Below are 23175 nucleotides of genomic sequence, written 5' to 3' on the forward strand. Positions count from 1 at the left end.
CCAACCCGCAGACGATGCCCCGGATGTTCATCCAGCGGGCCTGAACCTGTCGCGCAATAGGTATACGCCCGCAGCCTTCTCGCCGTGGGTATGGGGAGCCTTTGTCCCGGCTTTAAGCAAAATAACAATAAGGAGATCACTCCAATGCCCGGCTCGACACTTGCCATGAACACCGCAACAGCAGTCAACGACACCTACCGCCAGATCACCTGGCGCCTGATGCCGCTGCTGTTTACCTGTTACATCTTCGCCCACCTGGACCGCATCAATATCGGCTTCGCCAAGCTGCAGATGACCCAGGACCTGGGGTTCAGCGACAGCGTCTACGGCTTTGGCGCCGGGCTGTTTTTTATTGCCTACGCGTTGTTTGGCGTGCCGAGCAACCTGGCCCTGGACCGGGTCGGCCCCCGGCGCTGGATCGCCACCCTGATGGTGGTCTGGGGTCTGCTGTCGGCAGGCATGCTGTTGATCGACAGCGCGCTCGGCTTCTATGTCCTGCGCTTTCTGCTGGGGGTCGCCGAGGCCGGCTTCTTCCCGGGCATCCTGGTCTTGCTCAACCGCTGGTTCCCGGCCGGTAAACGCGGGCAGGTCACGGCCCTGTTCGCCATTGCCGTGCCCATGGCCGGGGTCATCGGCGGACCGTTGTCGGGCTGGATTCTCGAAGGCTTCCATGATTTCGGCGGCCTGCGGGGCTGGCAATGGATGTTCCTGATCGAAGGCCTGCCCGTGGTGTTTCTCGGCTTGGTGGTACTCAAGGCCCTGCCGGAAAGCATCGATCAGGTCAGCTGGCTCAGCCCGCAACAGAAGCAACAATTGCACGCTGCGCTCAAGCAGGAAGAACAGCACAAGTCGATCACCAGCTTCGGCGGGATCCTCAAGGACAAATACATCTGGATGCTGGTGTGCATCTACTTCGCGGTGATGCTGGCGGTGAATACCATCGCCTTCTGGATGCCGACCCTGATCCACCACGCCGGCATCGCCCGCGACAGCAGCGTCGGCATGCTCAGTGCCCTGCCCTACCTGGCCGGCTGCCTGTTCATGATCGGCATCGGGCGCTCTTCGGATCGCCTGCGCGAACGCCGCTGGCACCTCAGTGTGCCGCTGCTGATGTCGAGCCTGGGCTTGATCCTCACCGGCCTGGCGCCGGACAACGCCTGGTTGGTCATGGGCGGCCTGATGATCGCCGGCATGGGCGCCAGCGCTGCCCTGCCGATGTTCTGGCAACTGCCCCCGGCCTTTCTGGCCAGCAGCACCCAGGCGGCCGGCATCGCGATGATCAGCTCGTTTGGCAGCATTGCCTCGTTCCTTGCGCCGTACCTGATCGGCGTTGTCCGCGACGCCACCCAAAGTGCCAGCCTGGCGCTGTATGCCCTGGCCCTGCTGATCGCCTGCGGCGCCTGGCTGGTGCTGCGGGTGCCCGCCCTTATTGTCAATCCACGAGAGAAATAATCATGCTCAGCACCTCGGACATTCAACAGGCCGCCGCCCGCCTCGACGCGGCCGAGCGCAGCCGGGAACAGATCGGCCAACTGTCGCTGCAATTCCCCGGCATCACCCTCGAAGACGCTTACGCCATCCAGCGCTGCTGGGTCGAGCAGAAGATCCGCGACGGTCGCAAGCTGGTCGGGCACAAGATCGGCCTGACCTCGCGCGCCATGCAGGTATCGTCGAACATCACCGAGCCGGACTTCGGCGCGCTGCTCGACGACATGCTGTTCGATGAAGGCAGCGACATCCCCTTCGAGCGCTTTATCGTGCCGCGGGTCGAAGTGGAGCTGGCGTTTATCCTCGGCAAACCCCTCAAGGGCCCGAATTGCACTCTGTTCGATGTTCTCGATGCCACTGAATGGGTGATTCCGGCACTGGAGATCATCGACGCGCGAATCCAGCAGCTTGACCCTCAGACCCAGGTCACGCGCAAGGTGTTCGATACCATTTCCGACAATGCGGCCAACGCCGGGGTGGTGATGGGCGGCCGCGCAGTGCGGCCTGGCGATATTGACCTGCGCAAGGTGCCCGCGGTGCTGTACCGCAACGGGGTGATCGAAGAGTCCGGGGTCTCGGCGGCGGTGCTCAACCACCCGGCCAAAGGCGTGGCCTGGCTGGCCAACAAACTGGCGGCCTATGACGTTGGCCTCGAAGCCGGGCAGATCATCCTCGGCGGCTCGTTCACCCGGCCGGTGGCAGCGCGCCCCGGCGATACCTTCCATGTCGACTACGATCAACTCGGCTCCATCGCCTGCCGTTTTGTCTGAGGACGCTGCCATGCAATTGCCAGTCAACACCTTCAAACAACGCCTGCTCCAGGCCGAGCCACAGATTGGTCTGTGGCTTGGTCTGGCCAATGCCTACTGTGCCGAACTGGCGGCCAATGCCGGTTTCGACTGGCTGCTGCTCGACGCCGAGCACGCCCCCAACGACTTGCGCAGCCTGCTCGCCCAGCTCCAGGCGATTGCGCCCTATCCGTCGCAAGCCATCATTCGCCCGCCGATTGGCGACACTGCACTGATCAAGCAGTTACTCGATATCGGCGCCCAGACCCTGCTGGTGCCGATGGTCGAGACTGCCGCCCAGGCGCAGCAACTGGTGCGTGCCATGCGCTATCCGCCGCAAGGTGTGCGCGGTGTCGGCAGCGCTTTGGCCCGGGCGTCGCGCTGGAACAGCATTCCCGGCTACCTGGATCAGGCCGATGAACAGATGTGCCTGCTGGTGCAGATCGAAAACCTCGAAGGCCTGGCCAACCTGGATGCGATTGCCGCCGTGGCTGGCGTCGACGGGTTGTTTATCGGTCCGGCGGACCTATCGGCCGCCATGAGCCATCGCGGCAACCCGGGGCATCCCGATGTGGCTGCCGCGATAGAAGATGCAATCCGGCGGGTTCGCCAGGCCGGCAAGGCAGTGGGAATTCTCAGTGCCGACCCGACACTGGCGCGACGTTATATCGAGCTGGGGGCACACTTTGTCGCGGTCGGAGTGGACACCACTGTCCTGATGAAAGGCCTGCAAAGCCTGGCCGGACAGTACAAGGGCCATGTCGCACCGACCAGTGGTGGTGGGGTTTACTGAGGTTCCTGGCGCTCCCCGCCAGGTGCGATGGGCGCTGACTCGACAAACAACGCTGAATCCGCGAAAGCTGTCTCGGGTTCAGCGCAATCGACAGCTCAGTTGACCTTTTGCGCCGCCAGCCGCCACAACCGGGCAATCGCCTCGGCGCGCTCGCTCAAGAGCCGTGGAGCCTCGGCGCAAGCCTGCTCCAGGGTCATGGGCCCGGAAGCCAGGGCGAACGCGGCCTCGACACCGTGCTGGTACATTTGCTCATACCCTTGGCCCAAAGTGCCCGCGAGCACAATCACCGGCACGCCATGCTGCCGGGCCACCCGAGCTACGCCGAAAGGCGTTTTACCACGCAGGGTCTGGGCATCGAACCGGCCTTCGCCGGTGATCACCAGGTCGGCGCCACGCACCGCCTGCTCCAGGCCTACCAGTTCGGCCACCACCTCCACCCCGGGACGAAACTGCGCGCCGAGAAATGCCTTGGCCGCGAACCCCAGGCCACCAGCAGCGCCACTGCCCGGTTCGTCCCGCACGTCCCGAGGCAAGACGTGCGCGCAGTGATCGGCAAAATGCCCCAGGGCCCGGTCCAGTTGCTGCACCTGTTGTGGCGAAGCGCCTTTTTGCGGGCCGAAGATCGCCGACGCACCGTGCTCGCCACACAGAGGATTGTTCACGTCTGCGGCTATCTCAAAACGGACCTGGGCCAGGCGTGGGTCCAGGCCTTCAAGATCGATCCGGGCCAATGCGTCCAGCGCCAGGCCGCCGCGGGCCAGGGTTTGGCCATGGTCGTCGAACAGTTTCAAGCCCAGCGCCTGCAAGGCGCCGGCACCGCCATCATTGGTGGCGCTGCCGCCAATCGCCAGGATAATCCGCTGGGCACCGGCGTCCAGCGCGGCCAGGATCAACTCGCCGGTGCCGAACGTGCTGCTGGTGCACGCATCTCGCTGGCTTACAGGAACCAACTGTAAACCACTGGCCTCGGCCATTTCGATAATGGCCGTGTGGCTTGCCGCCAACCAACCCCAATGCGCTTCAACCGAAGTACCCAGCGGTCCTTGCACCGCAGTGGTCCTCAATTCGCCCTCGCAGGCGGCCAGAACCGACTCCACCGTACCTTCACCGCCATCGGCCATCGGGCACAGCACCAACTGCGCCTCGGGCCAGACCCGGATCAGGCCTTCGGCAATAGCCGCGGCGACCCCTTCGGCACTCAGGCTGTCCTTGAACGAGTCGGGGGCGATGATGATTTTCATAGGCTATCTCCAGTTCTTATGCGGCCCATGCTGCCACTTGGCGACAGTGCTGACGCCTGTCCGCTGCACAAGAGTGCATGGGCTTTATTGTTCATTGTTACAACAGCGGCCAGCACCGGCCTGAAACCTCACACCCCACGGCGCCGATGCTCGCCAGCGCAGCTTCGCGGGTTCGGCAACGGCTACGGGGATTCCGGGGATTGGGGGGCGATGGTGTGTGGCAGCAATTGCACGCCCAGGTATAAAGCGAGCATGCCGTCCAGGCGCAGGGGGTCGACGCCGCTGAGTTCGGCGATGCGCTCCATGCGATAGCGCAGGCTGTTGCGGTGGATACCCAGGGCGTCGGCGCAGGCCTGGCTCTGGCCGTCGTGTTCGCACCAACTGCGCAAGGTCGCCAGTAACTGGCCATTGCCGTCCTTGGCAAGCACCTTGCGCAATGGGTTGAGCAACTCATCCAGAGCGTCGTCGTTTCGATGCCGCCAGAGCATGACCGGCAGTCGAAAGCGGTTCAGGGTCAGCAACCGGGCATGCGGCAGCAGGTCTCGGCCGTAAGCCAGCAAATCGCTGACCCGCCGGTAGCAGCGCCGCAAGCCGGCCAACCCATCCGCCTGGCCACCCACGGCAACCCGCAAAATGTTCCACCCCAGGCCGTCGAGTTTTTCCAGCAGCCGCTGGTTGTCCACCGTCAAGGTGGCGGGCCGGCACCAGAGCAGCGACGTTTGGGCCGAGCTGACGCACCAGCTGTCCGGATAACGTGATATCAGCCAGGCACTCAAGGCTTCGGCGGTTTGCCCGACACCGTGCTCCAGGCCCAGCTCGAACAGATACGGGGTGCGCGCCAGCTGGGGTTTGAGGCCCATCTGCTGGGCTTCGTCTGCCAGCCGTGGCGAATCCCCCTCATCGCTGAGCAACAGCGCCAGCAAATCATCGCAACGCTGGCGTCGCCATTGCTGTTCGGCCTGCTGATGGCGCTGGCCTACCAGCATTTCGGCGGTCATCTGCACCAGGGCGGCGTAGGTGCGCAGCAGTTCCGGTTCGCCGGTGATGCCCAGCACGCCGATCAACCTCTGGTCATGCAGCAAGGGCAAGTTGATGCCCGGCTGCACGCCCTTGAGGTGCTTGGCGGTCTGTGCGTCGATTTCCACCACCCGACCGTTGGCCAGCACCAGCTGCGCGCCTTCATGGCGAGTGTTGATGCGCTCGGGCTCGCCACTGCCGAGGATCAGGCCCTGGCTGTCCATGACATTGACGTTGTACGGCAGAATCGCCATCGTCCGGTCGACAATATCCTGTGCCAGGTCATGGTCCAGTTCGAACATAGCAGCGTGTTCCTTGAAGGCGGGCCACCAACAGGCCCGTGGGGTTGTTCAGCAGCACAGGGTGAGCCTGCAAACCCTGTGCGTGGGCACAAAGACAGCAGCCGGGGCTGTGGTCGAGACTCTCAGGGCGATCAACGTTACCCTTGCATCGCAAAAAATCATAATAAAGAGAGACTCGCCATGTCACAGAGCGCCGCCGCTACCCTGGCCACCGATGACGACAAAAATGCCGTCTACAAGCGCATTACCCTGCGCCTGATCCCCTTCATCTTCATCTGCTACCTGTTCAACTACCTCGACCGGGTCAACGTTGGATTCGCCAAGCTGCAGATGCTCGATGCCCTGAAATTCAGCGAAACCGTGTACGGCCTGGGTGCCGGGATTTTCTTTATCGGCTATGTGCTGTGCGGCGTGCCGAGCAACCTGGCGCTGAACAAGTTTGGCCCCGGCGCTGGATCGCGCTGATGATGATCACCTGGGGCACCCTCTCCACCTGCCTGCTGTTCGTCACCACGCCGACCGGCTTCTACACCCTGCGCCTGTTCACCGGCGCTGCCGAAGCCGGCTTCTTCCCGGGGGTGGTGCTGTACCTCTCGCAATGGTTCCCAAGCTTTCGCCGTGGCCGAATCATGGCCCTGTTCATGTCCGCGATCCCGGTCTCGGGCCTGCTGGGCAGCCCGTTTTCCGGGTGGATCCTCAACCACTTCGCCGCCGGTCAGGGCGGCCTTGCCGGCTGGCAGTGGATGTTCCTGCTGCAAGGCATACCGACCGTGATCCTCGGCGCGCTGGCGTTCTTCCTGCTCAGCGACAACTTCGCCAGTGCCCAGTGGCTGACGCCTAAAGAGCGCGCGGTGCTCGAAGCGGACCAGGCCCAGGACGCGGCCAGCAAACCCAGGACGGCCACCGATTCACTGGCCGCCGTGTTCAGAAACCCGGCGATCTGGGCGTTCGGCCTGATCTACTTCTGCATCCAGAGCGGGGTGTATGCGATCAACTTCTGGCTGCCGTCGATCATCAAGAACCTGGGGTTCAGCGACAACCTGGTCATCGGCTGGCTTAGCGCAATCCCTTACCTGCTGGCCGCTGTGTTCATGTTGCTGGTGGGGCGTTCTGCGGACTTGCGTAAAGAACGCCGCTGGCACCTGGTGGTACCGATGCTGATGGGCGCCGTCGGCCTGCTGATTGCTGTCAACTTTGCCGCCAGCCCGGTGCTGGCCATCCTCGGCCTGACCATCGCCACCATGGGCGCCCTCACCGGCCTGCCGATGTTCTGGCCGGTGCCGACCGCACTCCTCAGCGCCGGCGCTGCCGCCGGAGGCCTCGCGCTGATCAACTCCATGGGTCAGATGGCCGGTTTCCTCAGCCCGTACCTGGTGGGCTGGGTCAAAGACACCACCGGCTCTACCAACCTGGCGCTGTACCTGCTGGCAGGCGTGATCATTGGCGGCAGCCTGCTGGCCCTGCGCATGACCCGCAACCTGCGCAACAGCTGATTGCGCACGCGGGGCGCCGGTTTTTTTTCAAATCCGGCGCCCCCCCTCGCAAGCGAATCCAAGGCCGGATAATGCCCGCGCACCCGGCCCCTAACGCCGTCTGGCCCCTTCTGCGCGCCAACACGCCGCAGCCTCCCAACGCCGATTCAGTTTGCCCAAGCCGATTGTTCTGGTATTTGATGGACGGCCTGGCCAGGCGCCTTTCGCCTGGCTCCAACCCCGTGCACAAGGAATTCGTCCATGAGCTATCGCCTCCTCGGCCACTCCGGTCTACAGGTCTCCACGCTGACCCTGGGCACCATGATGTTCGGCGAACAGACCAGTACCGAAGAGTCACTGCGCATCATCGACAAGGCCTGGGACCAGGGCATCAACTTCATCGACACCGCCGATGTCTACACCCAGGGTCGCTCCGAAGAGATCGTCGGCGAAGCCATCGCCCGGCATCGCCACGACTGGGTCCTGGCGACCAAGGTCGGCTTCGGTCCGGCCGACGGCGTGCCTAACCGCAGCGGCTTGAGCCGCAAGCATATTTTCAACGGAATCGAAGCCAGCCTGAACCGCCTCGGCACCGACTACCTGGACATCTATTACCTGCACCGCGAAGACCACAACACGCCGTTGCAGGTCACAGTGGCGGCCATCGGTGACCTGCTGCGCCAGGGCAAGATCCGCTACTGGGGGCTGTCCAACTACCGTGGCTGGCGGATCGCCGAAGTGGTGCGCCTCGCCGACGAGCTGGGTATCGAGCGGCCGGTGATCAGCCAGCCGCTGTACAACATCGTCAATCGTCAGGCCGAGACCGAACAGATCACCGCCGCCCAGGCCTATGGCCTGGGTGTGGTGCCCTACAGCCCGCTGGCCCGAGGGGTGCTCAGCGGCAAGTATGCGCCGGACGTCACGCCAGACAGCGCCAGCCGCGCCGGGCGCCAGGACAAGCGCATCCTCGAAACCGAGTGGCGGGTCGAATCCCTGCGTATTGCCCAGCAGATTCAGCAGTACACCCAGCAACGCGGGGTCGGCATGGTCGAGTTCGCCATCGCCTGGGTGCTGAACAATACCGCCGTCAGTTCGGCGATTGTCGGCCCACGGACCGAGCAACAGTGGGATGCCTACACCAAGGCCCTGAGCGTGCGCATCAGCGCTGAAGACGAAGCCTTTATCGATTCGCTGGTGACCCCGGGCCACGCTTCCACTCCTGGTTTTAACGATGTCAGCCACTTCGTTTCCGGACGTACGCCTTTCCCAAGTTGATACTCGACGGTGGCTGCTGCCTGACAGCGGCCACCGTCTTTTCGACCTTGTTCGCTCTTTCTGCGCAGGCATTGGTCGAAGGCAGCGGGCAAACGAGATATTTTCCCGTAACCCACGCTTAATCCGAGTAAACCTCTCGGGCCAAACCCTCTATATTCCCCCCACGGTTCATCACCGCTTTTTCCATTCGCTCAATGACTCTGGTCGTACGAGGACAGTGTGTCTAAAGGTATTGTTTTATCGGTCCTGGCGTCGGTGCTGTTTGCCGTCATGTATTTCTACACGTCCTTGCTGGAGCCGCTGACCGGGGTGGAAATCTTCGGCTGGCGAATGCTGCTGACGGTGCCGTGCATGACGGTCTTCATGGTGGTTTCCGGGGAGTGGCGCCGGGTGCGCGAAGTGCTGCTGCGAGTGGCGGGCAAGCCGCTGTTGCTGCTGGGCCTGTTGCTGTCGTCAGGGCTGTTGGGCGTGCAGTTATGGCTGTTTATGTGGGCGCCGCTCAATGGCCACAGCTTGGATGTATCCCTGGGGTATTTCCTGCTGCCATTGACCATGGTCCTGACCGGGCGCCTGGTGTATGGCGAACGCCTCTCGCGCCTGCAGAAGATCGCTGCGTTTTTTGCCTGCCTGGGGGTGCTCAACGAGCTGTATCAGGTGGGAAGTTTTTCCTGGGCCACGCTGCTGGTGGCCATCGGTTATCCAACCTACTTCGTGCTGCGCAGGCGCCTGGCCGCAGACAACCTCGGCGGGCTGTGGCTGGACATGGCGCTGCTGCTGCCTGTCGCCCTGTGGTTTGTACAGAGCGGCGAGCAAGGCTTTGCGGTGTTCGACCTGTGGCCCTGGCTGTATCTGTTGATTCCGTTGCTGGGGGTGATCAGCGCCTCGGCACTGGTGTGCTACATCATCGCCAGCCGGCTGTTGGCGTTCAGCCTGTTCGGCCTGCTGAGCTATGTCGAGCCGGTATTGCTGCTAGGGGTGTCACTGCTGCTGGGGGAAAGCATCAAGGCCGGCGAGTGGCTGACCTATGTGCCGATCTGGATGGCGGTGCTGGTGTTGGTGTTTGAAGGGTTCAAACATCTGGTGCGTCAGCGTCGGGCTTGAGACGCCCTTGGTACGCTTGGCCCTGAGACGAGTGTCAGGGCCGGCGCAGCCTGCGGCAGCGGCTACAGACAACGCCTCAGATACCGCGCGAACTCAAGGCTTGATTTGTTTCAGCTCGTTGAGCAAGGCCAGCAACGCCTGCATCTTCTCCTCTCCGAATTGCTGCTGGATCTTCTGGTAGTTGATTTCCATGTCGCCACTCATGGACTCGAAGCAGGCCTGGCCCTTTTCAGTCAGGGTGATGAACAGGCGGCGCTGGTCCTCGGGTGATTTGCGGCGGCTGACGTACTCGTCACGCTCCAGGCGCGTGAGCACCCCGGTCATGCTTGGAGGCAGGATGCACGCCATCTTGGCCAGTTGATGACTTTCCAGTTCGCCGTTCTGGCGCAGGATGCGGATCACCCGCCACTGCTGTTCGGTCAAGTCATGCTGGTTGAGGGACGGCCGGAAAAAAGCCATGGCCGCTTCACGGGCTTGGAGCAGCGTTAAGGTCAGGGAAGGTCTTGGCGTCGTCATCTAAAGGTCGGTCAACAGGCTGGGAATCAACGCTAGGCGTCGCGGAAATAAACATTAACACATTCACTATCAGCAATTCCCGGGCAAAATAAAGCCCGATCGAAGAACCTTCGATCGGGCCTGTTTTCAATCGGTCACTGGCTTACTCGGTGGCGAGTACGCCACGACGAACCTGATCACGTTCGATCGATTCGAACAGCGCCTTGAAGTTGCCTTCGCCGAAGCCATCGTCGCCTTTACGCTGGATGAATTCGAAGAACACCGGGCCCATCAGGGTTTCCGAGAAAATCTGCAACAGCAGGCGGCGGTCACCGGCTTCCGACGAGCCATCCAGCAGAATGCCCCGCGATTGCAGTTCGTCCACCGGCTCGCCGTGATTCGGCAAACGGCCTTCGAGCATCTCGTAGTAGGTTTGCGGTGGCGCGGTCATGAAGCGCATGCCGATCTTCTTCAGGCGGTCCCAGGTATCCACCAGATCGTCGGTCAGGAATGCCACGTGCTGAATCCCCTCACCGTTGAACTGCATGAGGAACTCTTCGATCTGCCCCGCGCCCTTGGACGATTCTTCATTGAGCGGGATACGGATCATGCCATCCGGCGCGGTCATGGCCTTGGAGGTCAGGCCGGTGTATTCGCCCTTGATGTCGAAATAACGAATCTCGCGGAAGTTGAACAGCTTCTCGTAGAAACCGGCCCAGTAGGCCATGCGCCCGCGATACACGTTGTGGGTCAGGTGATCGATGATCTTCAGGCCCGCCCCTTCCGGGTTACGGTCGACGCCGTCCAGGTACACGAAGTCGATGTCATAGATCGAGCTGCCTTCGCCGTAGCGGTCGATCAGGTACAGCGGCGCGCCGCCAATGCCCTTGATCGCCGGCAGGTTCAGCTCCATCGGGCCGGTGGCGATATGGATCGGCTGAGCCCCCAGCTCCAGGGCACGGGAGTACGCCTGCTGGGCATTCTTGACGCGAAAGGCCATGCCGCATACCGACGGACCGTGTTCGGCGGCGAAGTACGAGGCCACGCTGTGGGGCTCGTTGTTGAGGATCAGGTTAATGGCGCCCTGACGGTACAAATGCACGTCTTTAGAGCGATGGGTCGCGACTTTGCTGAAACCCATGATCTCGAAGATCGGTTCGAGGGTGTTTGGCGTAGGCGATGCGAATTCGATGAATTCAAAGCCCATCAGGCCCATTGGGTTTTCGAAGATATCTGCCATGGTTGGCGCCTCATCATTATTTTTAGAATTAACGTCCGCGGTCGCGGGCTGCTAGTTGCTATCAATGCTGAGGGCTGGAGGTGGCGCGCAAGAGATGCCGCGCACGCTGCGGGCGAGGAAATCACCGTAGATCAGTTGGAACCCGAGTATCTTCATTTCGACCCTGACTTGCTTACAGGCTGCGGGCGAGGCTTCTGCTGCCAGAAGACATTATTCTTGTATGCGTAACCAGATTCTACACAGCGTAAATAGTTTTGTCCGCAATCTCTATAAAATCCGCTTTTTGCCCAGAGTCGCAAGGGGTTTGTTGCACTGATAGATCCCCAGCAGGATCAAGGCTGCGCCCAGGCCCATGCTCAGGGTCAACTGCTCGCCCAACAGCAGTGCCCCCAGGATCACCGCCGTCAGCGGGTTGAGCGCAATGAAAACGCCAGAGCGCGTGGCGCCGATCTGGCGCAGGCCATCGTAGTACCAGATGTAGGCCAGCGCCGACCCCATCAGGCCCAGGTACAGCAGACTCAGGCCCTGCACCGCACTCAAGTCCAGTAACGCTTGCGGATTCAGCTCGCCGCGCAGGGCGGTGGCGGCACCCAGCATGAGAGTCCCCAGAACAATCGAATACGTCACGGTGTGCAACGGCCCAAGGCTCTGGTTGAGCCCTCGGGAAAACAGCGAATAGACGCCCCACCCCAGCACGCAACCAAAGATCAGCAGGTCGCCGAGCCCACCGTCGGCCGTGCCCTGCAACGCCTGCGGGTCTCGACTGAGGATCACCAGCACGGCGCCCAGTACGCAAACAACGATACCCAGAACCTGGCGCCGACTCAGTTGCTCACGAAACAGCAGCCACGAAGCCAAGGCAATCACCGCCGGGTTCAAGGCCACGATCAAGGACGCCCGCGACGCGCTTATCCGCTGCAAGCCGTAGAAGAAGCACAGGTTGTAAAAGAAAATCCCGAAGAACCCCAAGATCAGCAGTTGCACGCACTGGCGCAGGTTCGGCCGCACCAGCGGGATCCGCTTGCAAGCCATAAACAGCAACAGCGCAAGGCTCGCCAGCAGAAACCGCAGGCTGGCGGCCAGCAGCGGCTCCAGCGCCCCTGACAGCAGGCGTCCGGCGACAAAGGTTCCGCCCCAGATCATGGTGACCGCGATGAGTTTGCAATAGACCGCTCTGTCAGAAGGACCGGAGGGTGTTTGGTCGAACGTTTTCATAAGATTTCAGCACCGGCTTACCTGGGATGGGCTTATTCTTCGTCTAATCAAAGATCATCGTAAAATGAGCAATCACTCATGACCCTGACTCAATTGGAGATTTTTTCCCTGGTCGCCGAATTGCGTGGTTTCACGACGGCCGCCAGCCGCCTGGGAATCACCCAGTCAGCGGTGTCCCACGCCATCAAGGCGCTGGAACAAGAGCTGGGTGTGGAGCTGATTCGCCGCCATCAGGCACAGGTCGAGCTGAGCGATATTGGCCAGCAACTATTGCTGCGCGCCCGGACCATGCTGGGCCTGGCCGCAACCATGCACCAGGAAGCTGCCGATGCCCGAGGCATGAAGCGCGGCACCCTGCGCATCGGCTCGTTTGGGCCAACCTCTTCGATGAAACTGCTGCCGGCCATTCTCGCCGAGTACCGCAGCCGCTACCCCGGCATCGAAGTGCACATCGACGAAGGCCCGGATCGACAGGTCGTGCAATGGCTCGAGGAGCGACGCATCGACGTGGGTTTCGTGGTGCTGCCCCAGGAGCGCTTCGATACCTTTGCCTTGTTGCAGGATCAATGGGTAGCCCTGTTGCCGGCTCAACACCCACTGGCAAATGAAAGCGCCGTCAGCCTGGCCCAGCTGTGCGTCGACCCCTTCGTGCTCACCGAGGCCGGGTCAGCCGAGCTGGTGACCCGGCTGTTTCATCAAGTCGGCCTCAGCCCCAACATCCGCTATCGCAACTCGCAGTTGCTCAGCACCCTGGAAACCGTGGCCCGTGGCGAGGCCGTGAGCCTGGTGGCCGAGCTGGCACTGCCGACCATGCACGATCCGCGCTATGTGCGCAGGCCCCTGAGCCAGCCAGCCAAACGTCAGATCGGCATAGCTGTGCTGGATCGGCGCCAGTCATCGCCGGCGACGCTGGCGTTTATCGAGCAGGCCCAGCGCCTGTACCCAAGATCCCAGGGCGCAAAATAGGCATCCCGTCTATCCTCCCCCTCACCCGGGTTCGATATGTACCCACTGCGATCCCCCTTCTTCTGGCGCCAGTGTCCAGGCGCCGTCCCGTTATAGGTTTGGTCTATGCCATTGACCGTAAAAGGTCCGCAGAAACGCTCGACCCGTGCCCTGCGCACGCTGCTCATCGGCTTGCTGCCGGTGCTGCTGGGCATGATCATCCTGTACCTGCAGGCTGAGCGGGCGCTGCTCCAGAGCAGCCAGCAAACCGCCGAGGAAGCGATCCGCCAGTTCGACCTGATGCTCGACAACAGCGATATCGCCGCCCGCGTGTTGCTGCCTCTGGTTGGCGAGCCTTGCGATGAGACCCGGCAACTGGCGCTGCGCGACCAGGTCACACGCCGTCCGTTCGTGCGCTCGACAAACCTGGTCTGGCGGAACGACAACTACTGCAGTTCATTGCTCGGGCGTTTTTCAGCCGCCCTGGACCCACGAGACTATGTCGACGGTCGGTTGTGGTTGATGAATGGCAACCCGATCACACCCGACACTGCCCTGCTGATCTACCGCCTGAGCCAAGGCGAGCGCTCCGCGCTGGCGACCATCGACGGGTATCACCTGACGAACGCCCTGCGCCTGATCAGCCGTTACGCCGACCTGAAACTGCAAGTGGGCAACAGTTGGCTGTCAGCGGACGGCAAGGTCCATGGGCTACCTGTGCCATCCGCGCCGGTGGCCCACCAGGAGTTGGACTCCGCGCGCTACCCCTACCGCGTCAGCGCCGGCTTTCCCGAAGGCGATGTCTGGCTCTATATGAAGGCCCAGTACCCGCCGCTGTTCAGCCTTCTGCTGTTCTTTGGAATTCTCTCGGGATTCGCCGGCCACTGGTGGCAAAAGCGCTCGTCATCACCCAGTCACGAACTGCAGCGGGCCCTGGGCGCCGCGGAGTTCATCCCCTACTTCCAGCCGGTGGTGCGTGGCGATACCGAGCAGTGGGCAGGCCTTGAAGTTCTGATGCGCTGGAAGCATCCCAAGGAAGGTTTGGTGCGCCCGGATTTGTTCATTCCGTTTGCCGAGCACTCCGGCCTGATCGTACCCATGACCCGCTCCCTGATGCAGCAGACCGCACAGCTGCTGGCGCCCAACGCCTCAAGCTTCAGCGATAACTTTCACATTGGCATCAACATCACCGCCAGCCACTGCCATGACCTGCAACTGCTCGATGACTGCCGCGACTTTCTCGCCCAGTTCCCCGCCGGCAAGGTGGTGCTGGTGCTGGAACTGACCGAACGCGAGTTGGTGGAACCCACCGCCATGACCCACAAACTGTTCGAAGAATTGCACAAGTTGGGGGTAATGATCGCCATTGACGACTTCGGTACCGGGCATTCCAGCCTGGCGTACTTGCGTCAGTTTAATGTCGACTATCTGAAGATTGATCAGAGCTTCGTTGCCATGATCGGTATTGACGCCCTTTCGCGCCATATACTCGACAGTGTCATCGAGCTCTCGGCGAAGCTGGACTTGGGCATCGTCGCCGAAGGTGTTGAAACACTAGAACAACGGGACTATTTGGCGGGGAAAGGCGTCGATTTCCTGCAAGGTTACTTGTTTGGTCGACCGATGCCGGGGGATGAATTCCTAACTGAGTTGGCGCGCCACTAAATAGCCATTTGCGCAAAAAAACACACAATGCATTGCCATTGTCATGCACCAATTTGAATCATCATTAGCAATTGATTCTTGCAAGAACAACATGATTTACTCTTGCCCCGTTAACTACTACAATTTTTCTGGCCTGTACAAGATTCACCGATAGGTCATTAAATTGAGTCGTTCCCCGGCTCTTGGCCTCATCGTTTTGTATGTGCTTGGTATCAGCCAAATACCTTATTGGAGTAAAGATATTGTCCAGACTCGCTGAATTTCGTGCAGCAGAAAAAGCACTTCAAGAACAGCTCGCGCAGCTGGAATCCCTGAAGAACGATGCCGGGCTCAAAAAGGAAATCGAGTTCGAGGAAAAACTTCAGGGCCTGATGAAAACCTACGGCAAGAGCCTGCGCGACATCATCGCGATTCTCGATCCGAACCCGGGCAAGTCCCAGCCAGCAGCCTCTGCCCCGAAACAACGTCGCGCTCGCGTGGTCAAGGTCTATCAGAATCCACACACCGGTGAGCTGATTGAAACCAAGGGCGGCAATCATCGCGGGCTCAAAGCCTGGAAAGAAGAGTATGGCGCTGCCACTGTAGATTCCTGGCTGCGCGGTTAACAACGCTTCGGTCACCAGGGCCCCGCATTGGCGGGGCCTTTGCTTTTTAGCAGTTTCATTTATAGCCAATTGCATTAGTTACAACCGGCTAAATATTCACAACCTCAAGCATCCGCAATAAGGTTTGGCGAGAATCGGCACCTGCGTTCCAGATCACGCGCATTGCACAAGAGCCACCCCATAACTTTGTGCTTAATTCGTTGTCATGGATGCGGAGCATTCTCTGCCAATGGAAATACCCTGCCAAGAGCAAGGTTAAAGTTTCAAGCTATTTCGGGTAGCGAGTATTTCATCCTGACTCTCTGCATAAGCCGCCGCCTGGCCAGCGTAAGAAAGTACATAGGCCTTATCGGCATCCAACGCCGCCACCAGTGTTTGCGACAACACATGCCGACCGTTCTGAGTAATGGTGCAGGTGGTTTCAAGAGCAGAGAGGCGACTCAATTGCGCTTCATGAATCCGATTGCACACACTTTGATAGCCACCTTGTGCAAAGTCCTTTTGCACTGACTTGCGCATCTCCAGCACCACACCTTGAAGATTCACTGCATGACCACTTTCAACCTCCGTCATCGTCAACTCCATAACCAGTACCGGGGTGCCGCCGGCATCATTTTTCACTGCGCGCTGACGAGAGACTTTTGAACTCGGTTCGGCCGGCTGTTCGGGCAACGCCTCCACTTGCCACCCGCTGGGCCAGGCAATCACCGGCTCCGCAGCCTGGGCCAGGGCGCAGAGCAGCAGGCTGCATGTGAGGGCGACGGTTTTTACGAAAAAGGGCATTGTCAGCAATACCTGAGAAACGGGTCTCAAAGTTTGCAGGTGACGCCAGGATTGGGCAATAGATCAGGAGCATTGGGTTTGGCGCCAAGGACGGCTGTTGCGTATCATTGCGCATCCCAAGGATGCATGAATCATCGCAAGCCAAGGCACCGCTCGTTTGCCCGAGCGCCGTTTGCCCCACTTTTTTCCGGAGGGCCCATGAGCCTGCACGAACTTGATACTTTCCCCGGCGTTACCGCCCAGCCTGACTCCGCCACCGCCAACTTTGTGTTCAATCACACCATGCTGCGGGTCAAGGACATCACTCAATCCCTGGATTTCTACACCCGTGTCCTGGGCTTCTCGCTGGTAGAAAAACGCGACTTCCCCGAGGCTGAATTCAGCCTGTACTTCCTGGCCCTGGTGGACAAGGCGCAGATCCCGGCTGACGCCGCAGTGCGTACCCAATGGATGAAGTCGATCCCGGGGATTCTCGAACTGACCCATAACCACGGCACCGAAAACGACCCGGATTTCGCCTACCACAATGGCAACACTGACCCTCGCGGCTTTGGCCACATTTGCATCTCGGTACCGGACATCGTTGCCGCCTGCGAGCGTTTCGAAACACTGGGCTGCGACTTCCAGAAACGCCTGACCGATGGCCGCATGAAAAGCCTGGCCTTTATCAAGGACCCGGACGGCTACTGGGTCGAAATCATCCAGCCGGCCCCGCTGTAGCAACTCGTTTTAACGGGCAAATAAAAACCCCATGAGCCTGGCTCATGGGGTTTTGTTTTTTGCGTCACCGCTTTACGCCGGAGCCGAGGTCCGGATCAAGTGGTCGAAAGCACTGAGAGATGCCTTGGCCCCCTCGCCTACCGCAATCACGATCTGTTTGTACGGCACCGTGGTGACGTCACCGGCAGCGAACACCCCGGGCAGAGACGTTTCACCGCGAGCGTCGACGATGATCTCGCCCCGCGGCGACAACTCGACAGTGCCTTTGAGCCAGTCCGTGTTGGGCAGCAAGCCGATCTGGACAAAGATCCCTTCCAGTTCGACGGTGTTGAACTCACCCGAGTCACGGTCCTTGTAGACCAGACCGGTGACTTTCTGGCCGTCGCCCTTCACTTCGCTGGTCAGGGCGCTGGTGATGACCTTGACGTTCGGCAGGCTGTGCAGCTTGCGCTGCAGCACCGCATCGGCGCGCAACTTGCCGTCGAATTCCAGCAACGTCACGTGACTGACGATACCCGCCAGGTCGATGGCCGCTTCAACCCCAGAGTTGCCACCGCCGATCACTGCTACGCGCTTGCCCTTGAACAATGGGCCGTCGCAGTGCGGGCAGAAACACACCCCCTTGGCCTTGTACTCCTGCTCGCCCGGCACACCCATTTCACGCCAGCGGGCACCGGTGGCCAGGATTAGCGACTTGGCCTTGAGGCTGGCACCGCTTTCAAAGCGCACCTCATGCAACCCGCCCACTTCGGTTGCCGGGATCAGGGCGCTGGCGCGCTGCAGGTTCATGATGTCGACATCGTACTGACGAACGTGGGCTTCCAGGGCTCCAGCCAGTTTCGGGCCTTCGGTCTCCTGCACCGAGATGAAGTTTTCAATGGCCATGGTGTCCAGCACCTGGCCGCCAAAACGTTCGGCGGCGACACCCGTGCGGATGCCTTTACGAGCCGCGTAGATTGCTGCTGCGGCGCCCGCCGGGCCACCGCCGACCACCAGCACGTCAAAGGCGTCTTTGGCGTTGATTTTTTCGGCCTGTTTCTCGATCGCGCTCGTATCGATCTTGCCGAGGATTTCCTCAAGCCCCATGCGGCCCTGGCCGAAGTTCACGCCGTTCAGGTACACGCTGGGAACAGCCATGATCTGACGCTCGTCGACCTCGTCCTGGAACAGCGCGCCGTCGATGGCCACGTGGCGGATATTCGGGTTCAGCACCGCCATCAGGTTCAGTGCCTGGACCACGTCGGGGCAGTTCTGGCAGGACAGCGAAAAGTAGGTTTCGAAATTGAATTCGCCCTTCAGCGAGCGAATCTGCTCCAGCACTTCAGCACTGGCTTTCGAAGGGTGACCGCCGACTTGCAGCAAGGCCAGCACCAACGAAGTAAATTCGTGGCCCATGGGGATACCGGCAAAACGCAGGCTGATATCGCTTCCCGGGCGGTTCAACGAGAACGAAGGCTTGCGCGCATCGGTACCGTTATCGAGCAAGGTGATCAGGCTCGAAAGACTGGCAACTTCTTTGAGCAGTTCAAGCATTTCCTGGGATTTCGCACCGTCGTCGAGGGAGGCTACGATCTCGATCGGCTGGGTGACCCGTTCCAGGTATGACTTCAACTGAGATTTAAGATTGGCGTCCAACATACGGGCGATTTCCTTTTAATTCGGTAAAAAAAAACGCCCGAGCGAAGGTCGCCCGGGCGTTTTGAGGGCGGTGCAGCTTACTTAAGGTGCGGTAAAACCCGCCCTGAGGTGCTTCACGGACTTAGATCTTGCCGACCAGGTCCAGGGATGGAGCGAGGGTGGCCTCGCCTTCTTTCCACTTGGCTGGGCAGACTTCGCCTGGGTGGGCGGCAACGTATTGAGCGGCCTTGATCTTGCGCAGCAGCTCGGATGCGTCACGGCCTACACCGCCATCGTTGATTTCGACGATTTTGATCTGGCCTTCAGGGTTGATCACGAAGGTGCCACGGTCAGCCAGACCGGCTTCTTCGATCAGTACGTCGAAGTTGCGGGAGATGGTCAGGGTTGGGTCACCGATCATGGTGTACTGGATTTTGCCGATGGCTGGCGAAGTGTTGTGCCAGGCAGCGTGGGCAAAATGGGTGTCGGTCGAGACGCTGTAGATTTCGACGCCCAGCTTCTGGAATTCGGCGTAGTTGTCGGCCAGGTCTTCCAGCTCGGTTGGGCAAACGAAGGTGAAGTCAGCTGGGTAGAAGAATACGACAGACCATTTGCCTTTCAGATCGGCGTCCGACACTTCGACGAATGCGCCGTTTTTGAATGCGGTTGCTTTGAACGGTTTAACTTGGCTGTTGATGATAGGCATCGTTGACTCTCCGTCAGTGGTTGAAAACTTGATGGGGAGAATCTTAGCCAACCCGCCGCCGATGCGCTCATTGGCAAACCTGATGCTACCGATTGGTTTTGACTATCAGCGGACTGTATTAATAGAAGAAACCCGAATCTACTGTTCGACCGGTTTTTCTTCGAGACGGGCCATGCCCAGGAACGGGCTGGCCTCGACGTAGCGCATGGCTGACTTCACGTCTTTCCAGCCGACATAACTCATCAAGGACTTCAGATCCCAGCCACAGCGGTGAGCCCAGGTTGCAAACCCGCGGCGCAGTGAATGGCTGGTGTAGCCTTCGGCCGCAATCCCGGCCCGCTCCAGCGCCTGGCGCAACAAAGGGATCACGCTGTTGGCATGCAGCCCCTGCTCGCTCAGATTGCCCCAGCGATCGATGCTGCGAAAAACCGGACCACGCACCAACGCCGCGCTGGCGATCCACTCGATATAGGCCTGAACCGGACATAGCCGCTGCAACGACGGCGTCTGGTAGGTCCTGCCGAGGTTCTCTCGATCACTCTTGCTGCGCGACACGTACACACTGATGCCGGAGCCGGCAATGGCCTGCACGTGTTCGACGTGCAAGCGACACAACTCGTCGCTGCGAAAGCCGCGCCAGAAGCCAAGAAGAATCAGCGCCGTATCCCGTCGGGCACGCAACAGGGCCGGCGTGTCCTCATCGACAATCGCCTGCCGAGCTTCCAGGGCGAGGCAGTTGACCACCTGCTCCAGATGCTGCAACTGCAAAGGCTCGGCCTGTTTTTCCTGGACCGGATGCAAAGCGCGAATCCCCTTGAACACCTGCCGCACCACAGGCGCCTTGGTCGGATCGGCAAAACCCTGGCTGTTATGCCACTGCGCCAGGGCCGAGAGCCGCAGCTTCAGCGTGTTGATCGATAACTCACCGGCATAGGCCGCCAGGTAGCGCGCCACACTGTCGCTGGTGGCGGGCAGGAACCCACCCCAACTCACCTCAAAATGTTCAATGGCGGCTCGATAGCTGCGCCGCGTGTTGTCACGCGTCGCGGCTTGCAGGTAACGATCCAGCTCACTCATGGGGATGCTTCGCTCTAAACGTACGGAAACTCGAGAAGAAAAGCGCAAATCGCTACTGACACGGGGTAATACCACTATATCCCATGTCATTAACGTAAAAGATTTTATTAAAATAATGCGCTATATTGTATGTAATTACATGGTACATACCACAACACGAAATCGTAGGAGAGCACATGGCTCGCGGCGGCATAAATAAAGCGGTGGTGCAAACGGCACGCCTGGCGATCCTCGCGCGCGGCGAGCACCCGAGCATCGACGCAGTACGCATCGAAATGGGCAATACCGGCTCAAAAACCACTATTCATCGTTATTTGAAGGAGCTGGATGACGGGGTTGCACGCACGGGCACCCCGCCCCAGGAGCTTGAGGACGAACTGGCACAGCTGGTTACGCGCCTCGCAGAGCGTCTGCGAGAGCAAGCTCAGGAGCCCATCGAGCAGGCCCAGGCACAATTTGCGGCGCACAGGCTGGCCCTCGAAGAGCGTCTCGCAGAAGCTGAAAACACACGGGCTCAACTGCAGCAGCAACTGGACGTTCAAGGCGTAGCACTGGCGAATGAGAGCGCCACCCTGCTCAGCACCCGCTCCACGCTACAGAGCGAACAGACCCGCAATGCTGGCTTGAACCAGGCCTTGAGTGATTTCGAACTGCGCCTGAATGACAAGGACCAGCAAATCAGCTCCCTGGAAGACAAGCACCTGCATGCCCGTGACGCGCTGGAGCACTACCGCAGCGCGGTGAAGGATCAGCGCGAACAGGAGCAGCGACGTCACGAAGGGCAGCTGCAACAGGTCCAGATGGAGCTGCGCCAGGCACAGCAAAGTGCACTGGTTCGCCAGGATGAGATCACCCAACTGCATCGAGACAATGAGCGACTGTTCAGTGAGAACCGCGCCACTCAAAAAGAGCTGAAGCAGACTCAGGAGCAGGCGAAGAAGAGTGATGCGCGGATTGAGCAACTGCTGGAGCAATCAGGCCGTATGGACAGCGACCGGACGCTGCTTCAGGAACGCCTGCGCGTAGCCCTTCTGGAGAGCCACGCACTCAAGCAGCAAGCTGAAGAGCAGGCCCGCAGCAACAAGGAGTTGGAATTGCGCGCGACCAAGGCCGAGGCCGGCCTTGAAGCCCTGCGTCTGGCCACGCCACACAAGGCGCAGCCAGATGCACAGGAACCACCGCCGAACGCTTAGGCGCCGACCGGGGTACGCATGGTGACGAACTCTTCGGCGGCAGTCGGGTGCACGCCGATGGTTTCGTCGAAGTCGCGTTTGGTTGCGCCAGCCTTCAAGGCAATGGCCAGCCCCTGAACGATCTCACCCGCGTCGGGCCCGACCATATGGCAGCCCAGGACCTTATCGGTCTTGGCATCCACCACCAGCTTCATCAGGGTGCGCTCCTGGCATTCGGTCAGGGTCAGTTTCATCGGCCGGAAACGGCTTTCAAAAATCTGCACCTCGTGCCCCTCCTCCCGCGCCTGCTCTTCGGTCAGGCCGACCGTACCGACATTGGGTAGGCTGAACACGGCGGTAGGGATCATCCGGTAATCCACCGGACGATATTGCTCAGGCTTGAACAGGCGTCGCGCCACAGCCATACCTTCGGCCAAGGCTACGGGCGTCAGTTGCACGCGGCCGATGACATCGCCAATGGCCAGGATCGAGGGCTCGGCGCTCTGATACTGCTCATCAACCTCGACAAAGCCACGCTCATCCAACTTGACCCCGGTATTTTCCAGGCCCAGGTTGTCGAGCATCGGCCGCCGCCCCGTGGCATAGAACACACAGTCGGCCACCAGCTCTCGTCCATCCTTGAGAGTGACACTCAGACTGCCATCGGCCTGTTTGTCGATCCGCTTGATATCCGAATTGAACTGCAGGTTCATCCCGCGCTTGGTCAATTCTTCCTGCAAATGCTTGCGCACCGCACCATCGAAGCCCCGCAGGAACAGCTCGCCGCGATACAGCAACGTGGTGTCCGCGCCAAGGCCATGGAAAATCCCGGCAAACTCGACGGCGATGTAACCACCCCCGACGACCAGGACACGCTTTGGCAGCTCCTTGAGGAAGAACGCCTCGTTGGAGCTGATGGCGTGTTCGCGCCCCGGAATATCCGGGATCTGCGGCCAGCCGCCCGTGGCGATCAGGATGTGCTTGGCGGTGTAGCGCTGGCCATTGACCTCCACCTGATGGGGATCGATCAGTTTGGCGTGGCCCTCGTGCAAGGTGACACCGCTGTTGACCAGCAGGTTGCGGTAGATCCCGTTGAGGCGATGGATTTCCCGGTCCTTGTTGGCGATCAGGGTTGGCCAGTCAAAGCTCGCATCACCCAGGGTCCAGCCAAACCCTTGGGCCTGCTCGAAGTCTTCTGCGAAGTGTGCGCCGTACACCAGAAGCTTCTTCGGCACACAGCCGACGTTGACGCAGGTGCCACCCAGATAGCGACTCTCGGCCACGGCGACTTTCGCCCCAAAACCTGCGGCAAACCGCGCCGAGCGCACACCGCCGGAACCGGCGCCAATTACATAAAGATCAAAATCGTAGGCCATTTCACTCTCCCAGGCAGGCTGACAGCATAACCGCAGTTATCGATACGGTCAGCGCAGTGCATTTAACATCGGGGTAGAAAAC

Annotated in this window: 20 protein-coding genes and 1 pseudogene; 11 read left to right on the plus strand and 10 right to left on the minus strand. The window is 60.5% G+C overall.

Annotated features, from left to right (window positions below):
• The first annotated feature begins 144 nt into the window (after nucleotides 1-144).
• From AC19YX_RS31355 to hpaI, 3 genes are read left to right on the plus strand one after another with little or no spacing between them, the layout of a single operon-like run.
• A complete protein-coding gene (locus tag AC19YX_RS31355; RefSeq protein ID WP_500607777.1) occupies nucleotides 145-1452 on the plus strand; it encodes an MFS transporter in 1308 nt (435 codons plus the stop codon).
• 2 nt (nucleotides 1453-1454) lie between these two features.
• Nucleotides 1455-2258 carry a 2-oxo-hept-4-ene-1,7-dioate hydratase gene (gene hpaH, locus AC19YX_RS31360; protein WP_078472992.1) on the plus strand — a complete coding sequence of 268 codons (804 nt, stop codon included), beginning with the start codon at nucleotides 1455-1457 and terminating at the stop codon, nucleotides 2256-2258.
• A 10-nt stretch (nucleotides 2259-2268) separates the two neighbouring features.
• Nucleotides 2269-3069, plus strand: coding sequence for a 4-hydroxy-2-oxoheptanedioate aldolase (gene hpaI, locus AC19YX_RS31365; protein WP_500607778.1), 801 nt, complete (start codon nucleotides 2269-2271; stop codon nucleotides 3067-3069).
• A 95-nt stretch (nucleotides 3070-3164) separates the two neighbouring features.
• Here hpaI and AC19YX_RS31370 read toward each other — a convergent pair whose 3' ends face one another.
• The gene (locus AC19YX_RS31370) at nucleotides 3165-4310 is read right to left on the minus strand and encodes a glycerate kinase (protein ID WP_500607779.1); all 1146 of its coding nucleotides are present in this window, start codon (nucleotides 4308-4310) and stop codon (nucleotides 3165-3167) included.
• A 182-nt stretch (nucleotides 4311-4492) separates the two neighbouring features.
• A complete protein-coding gene (locus tag AC19YX_RS31375) occupies nucleotides 4493-5629 on the minus strand; it encodes a sugar diacid recognition domain-containing protein (RefSeq protein ID WP_500607780.1) in 1137 nt (378 codons plus the stop codon).
• A gap of 180 nt (nucleotides 5630-5809) precedes the next feature.
• On the opposite strand from AC19YX_RS31375, the pseudogene AC19YX_RS31380 reads away from it, so the two are divergent.
• The 3 genes and pseudogenes from AC19YX_RS31380 (at nucleotide 5810) to rarD (ending at nucleotide 9477) form a co-directional block, all read left to right on the plus strand.
• Nucleotides 5810-7122, plus strand: a pseudogene (locus tag AC19YX_RS31380) (MFS transporter).
• 240 nt (nucleotides 7123-7362) lie between these two features.
• Nucleotides 7363-8376 (plus strand): aldo/keto reductase, encoded by a 1014-nt coding sequence (locus AC19YX_RS31385; RefSeq protein ID WP_201131015.1) that lies wholly within the window; start codon nucleotides 7363-7365, stop codon nucleotides 8374-8376.
• Between the two features lie 219 nt (nucleotides 8377-8595).
• On the plus strand, nucleotides 8596-9477 hold the full coding sequence (rarD, locus tag AC19YX_RS31390) for an EamA family transporter RarD (RefSeq protein ID WP_078472998.1): 882 nt from the start codon (nucleotides 8596-8598) through the stop codon (nucleotides 9475-9477).
• Between the two features lie 93 nt (nucleotides 9478-9570).
• On the opposite strand, the gene hpaR is transcribed toward rarD, so the two are convergent.
• From hpaR to AC19YX_RS31405, 3 genes are all read right to left on the minus strand, one after another.
• A complete protein-coding gene (gene hpaR, locus AC19YX_RS31395) occupies nucleotides 9571-9993 on the minus strand; it encodes a homoprotocatechuate degradation operon regulator HpaR (RefSeq protein WP_020294642.1) in 423 nt (140 codons plus the stop codon).
• A 142-nt stretch (nucleotides 9994-10135) separates the two neighbouring features.
• Entirely contained in the window at nucleotides 10136-11212 is a 1077-nt protein-coding gene (hppD, locus tag AC19YX_RS31400) for a 4-hydroxyphenylpyruvate dioxygenase (protein WP_078472999.1), read from the minus strand.
• A gap of 267 nt (nucleotides 11213-11479) precedes the next feature.
• Complete coding sequence (locus tag AC19YX_RS31405) at nucleotides 11480-12427, minus strand: DMT family transporter (RefSeq protein WP_500607781.1); 948 nt, start codon at nucleotides 12425-12427, stop codon at nucleotides 11480-11482.
• A gap of 78 nt (nucleotides 12428-12505) precedes the next feature.
• On the opposite strand from AC19YX_RS31405, the gene AC19YX_RS31410 reads away from it, so the two are divergent.
• The 3 genes from AC19YX_RS31410 to AC19YX_RS31420 all read left to right on the plus strand — a co-directional run bounded on the left by AC19YX_RS31410 (nucleotide 12506) and on the right by AC19YX_RS31420 (nucleotide 15642).
• Complete coding sequence (locus AC19YX_RS31410) at nucleotides 12506-13393, plus strand: LysR family transcriptional regulator (protein ID WP_500607782.1); 888 nt, start codon at nucleotides 12506-12508, stop codon at nucleotides 13391-13393.
• Between the two features lie 105 nt (nucleotides 13394-13498).
• Complete coding sequence (locus AC19YX_RS31415; protein WP_201131018.1) at nucleotides 13499-15037, plus strand: EAL domain-containing protein; 1539 nt, start codon at nucleotides 13499-13501, stop codon at nucleotides 15035-15037.
• A 242-nt stretch (nucleotides 15038-15279) separates the two neighbouring features.
• Entirely contained in the window at nucleotides 15280-15642 is a 363-nt protein-coding gene (locus AC19YX_RS31420; RefSeq protein WP_020294647.1) for a histone-like nucleoid-structuring protein, MvaT/MvaU family, read from the plus strand.
• A 255-nt stretch (nucleotides 15643-15897) separates the two neighbouring features.
• Here AC19YX_RS31420 and AC19YX_RS31425 read toward each other — a convergent pair whose 3' ends face one another.
• Nucleotides 15898-16425, minus strand: coding sequence for a DUF4946 domain-containing protein (locus AC19YX_RS31425; RefSeq protein ID WP_500607783.1), 528 nt, complete (start codon nucleotides 16423-16425; stop codon nucleotides 15898-15900).
• 198 nt (nucleotides 16426-16623) lie between these two features.
• Here AC19YX_RS31425 and gloA point away from each other — a divergent pair, with 198 nt between their 5' ends.
• Nucleotides 16624-17145 (plus strand): lactoylglutathione lyase, encoded by a 522-nt coding sequence (gloA, locus tag AC19YX_RS31430; RefSeq protein WP_500607784.1) that lies wholly within the window; start codon nucleotides 16624-16626, stop codon nucleotides 17143-17145.
• Nucleotides 17146-17217: 72 nt separating this feature from the next.
• Here the strand turns inward: gloA and ahpF are convergent, their stop codons facing one another.
• The 3 genes from ahpF to AC19YX_RS31445 all read right to left on the minus strand — a co-directional run bounded on the left by ahpF (nucleotide 17218) and on the right by AC19YX_RS31445 (nucleotide 20545).
• Nucleotides 17218-18783, minus strand: coding sequence for an alkyl hydroperoxide reductase subunit F (ahpF, locus tag AC19YX_RS31435; RefSeq protein ID WP_020294650.1), 1566 nt, complete (start codon nucleotides 18781-18783; stop codon nucleotides 17218-17220).
• A gap of 121 nt (nucleotides 18784-18904) precedes the next feature.
• The gene (gene ahpC / locus AC19YX_RS31440) at nucleotides 18905-19468 is read right to left on the minus strand and encodes an alkyl hydroperoxide reductase subunit C (RefSeq protein ID WP_020294651.1); all 564 of its coding nucleotides are present in this window, start codon (nucleotides 19466-19468) and stop codon (nucleotides 18905-18907) included.
• A 138-nt stretch (nucleotides 19469-19606) separates the two neighbouring features.
• Nucleotides 19607-20545: a site-specific integrase gene (locus AC19YX_RS31445; protein WP_500607785.1), complete on the minus strand. Its 939-nt coding sequence runs from the start codon at nucleotides 20543-20545 to the stop codon at nucleotides 19607-19609.
• A 176-nt stretch (nucleotides 20546-20721) separates the two neighbouring features.
• Between AC19YX_RS31445 and AC19YX_RS31450 the strand changes: the two genes are divergently transcribed.
• Nucleotides 20722-21738 carry a DNA-binding protein gene (locus AC19YX_RS31450; protein ID WP_500607786.1) on the plus strand — a complete coding sequence of 339 codons (1017 nt, stop codon included), beginning with the start codon at nucleotides 20722-20724 and terminating at the stop codon, nucleotides 21736-21738.
• On the opposite strand, the gene gorA is transcribed toward AC19YX_RS31450, so the two are convergent.
• Entirely contained in the window at nucleotides 21735-23093 is a 1359-nt protein-coding gene (gene gorA, locus AC19YX_RS31455) for a glutathione-disulfide reductase (RefSeq protein WP_500607787.1), read from the minus strand. The genes AC19YX_RS31450 and gorA overlap by 4 nt on opposite strands.
• Between the last annotated feature and the right edge of the window lie 82 nt (nucleotides 23094-23175).

The organism is Pseudomonas sp. MF09150 (genome assembly GCF_059862355.1).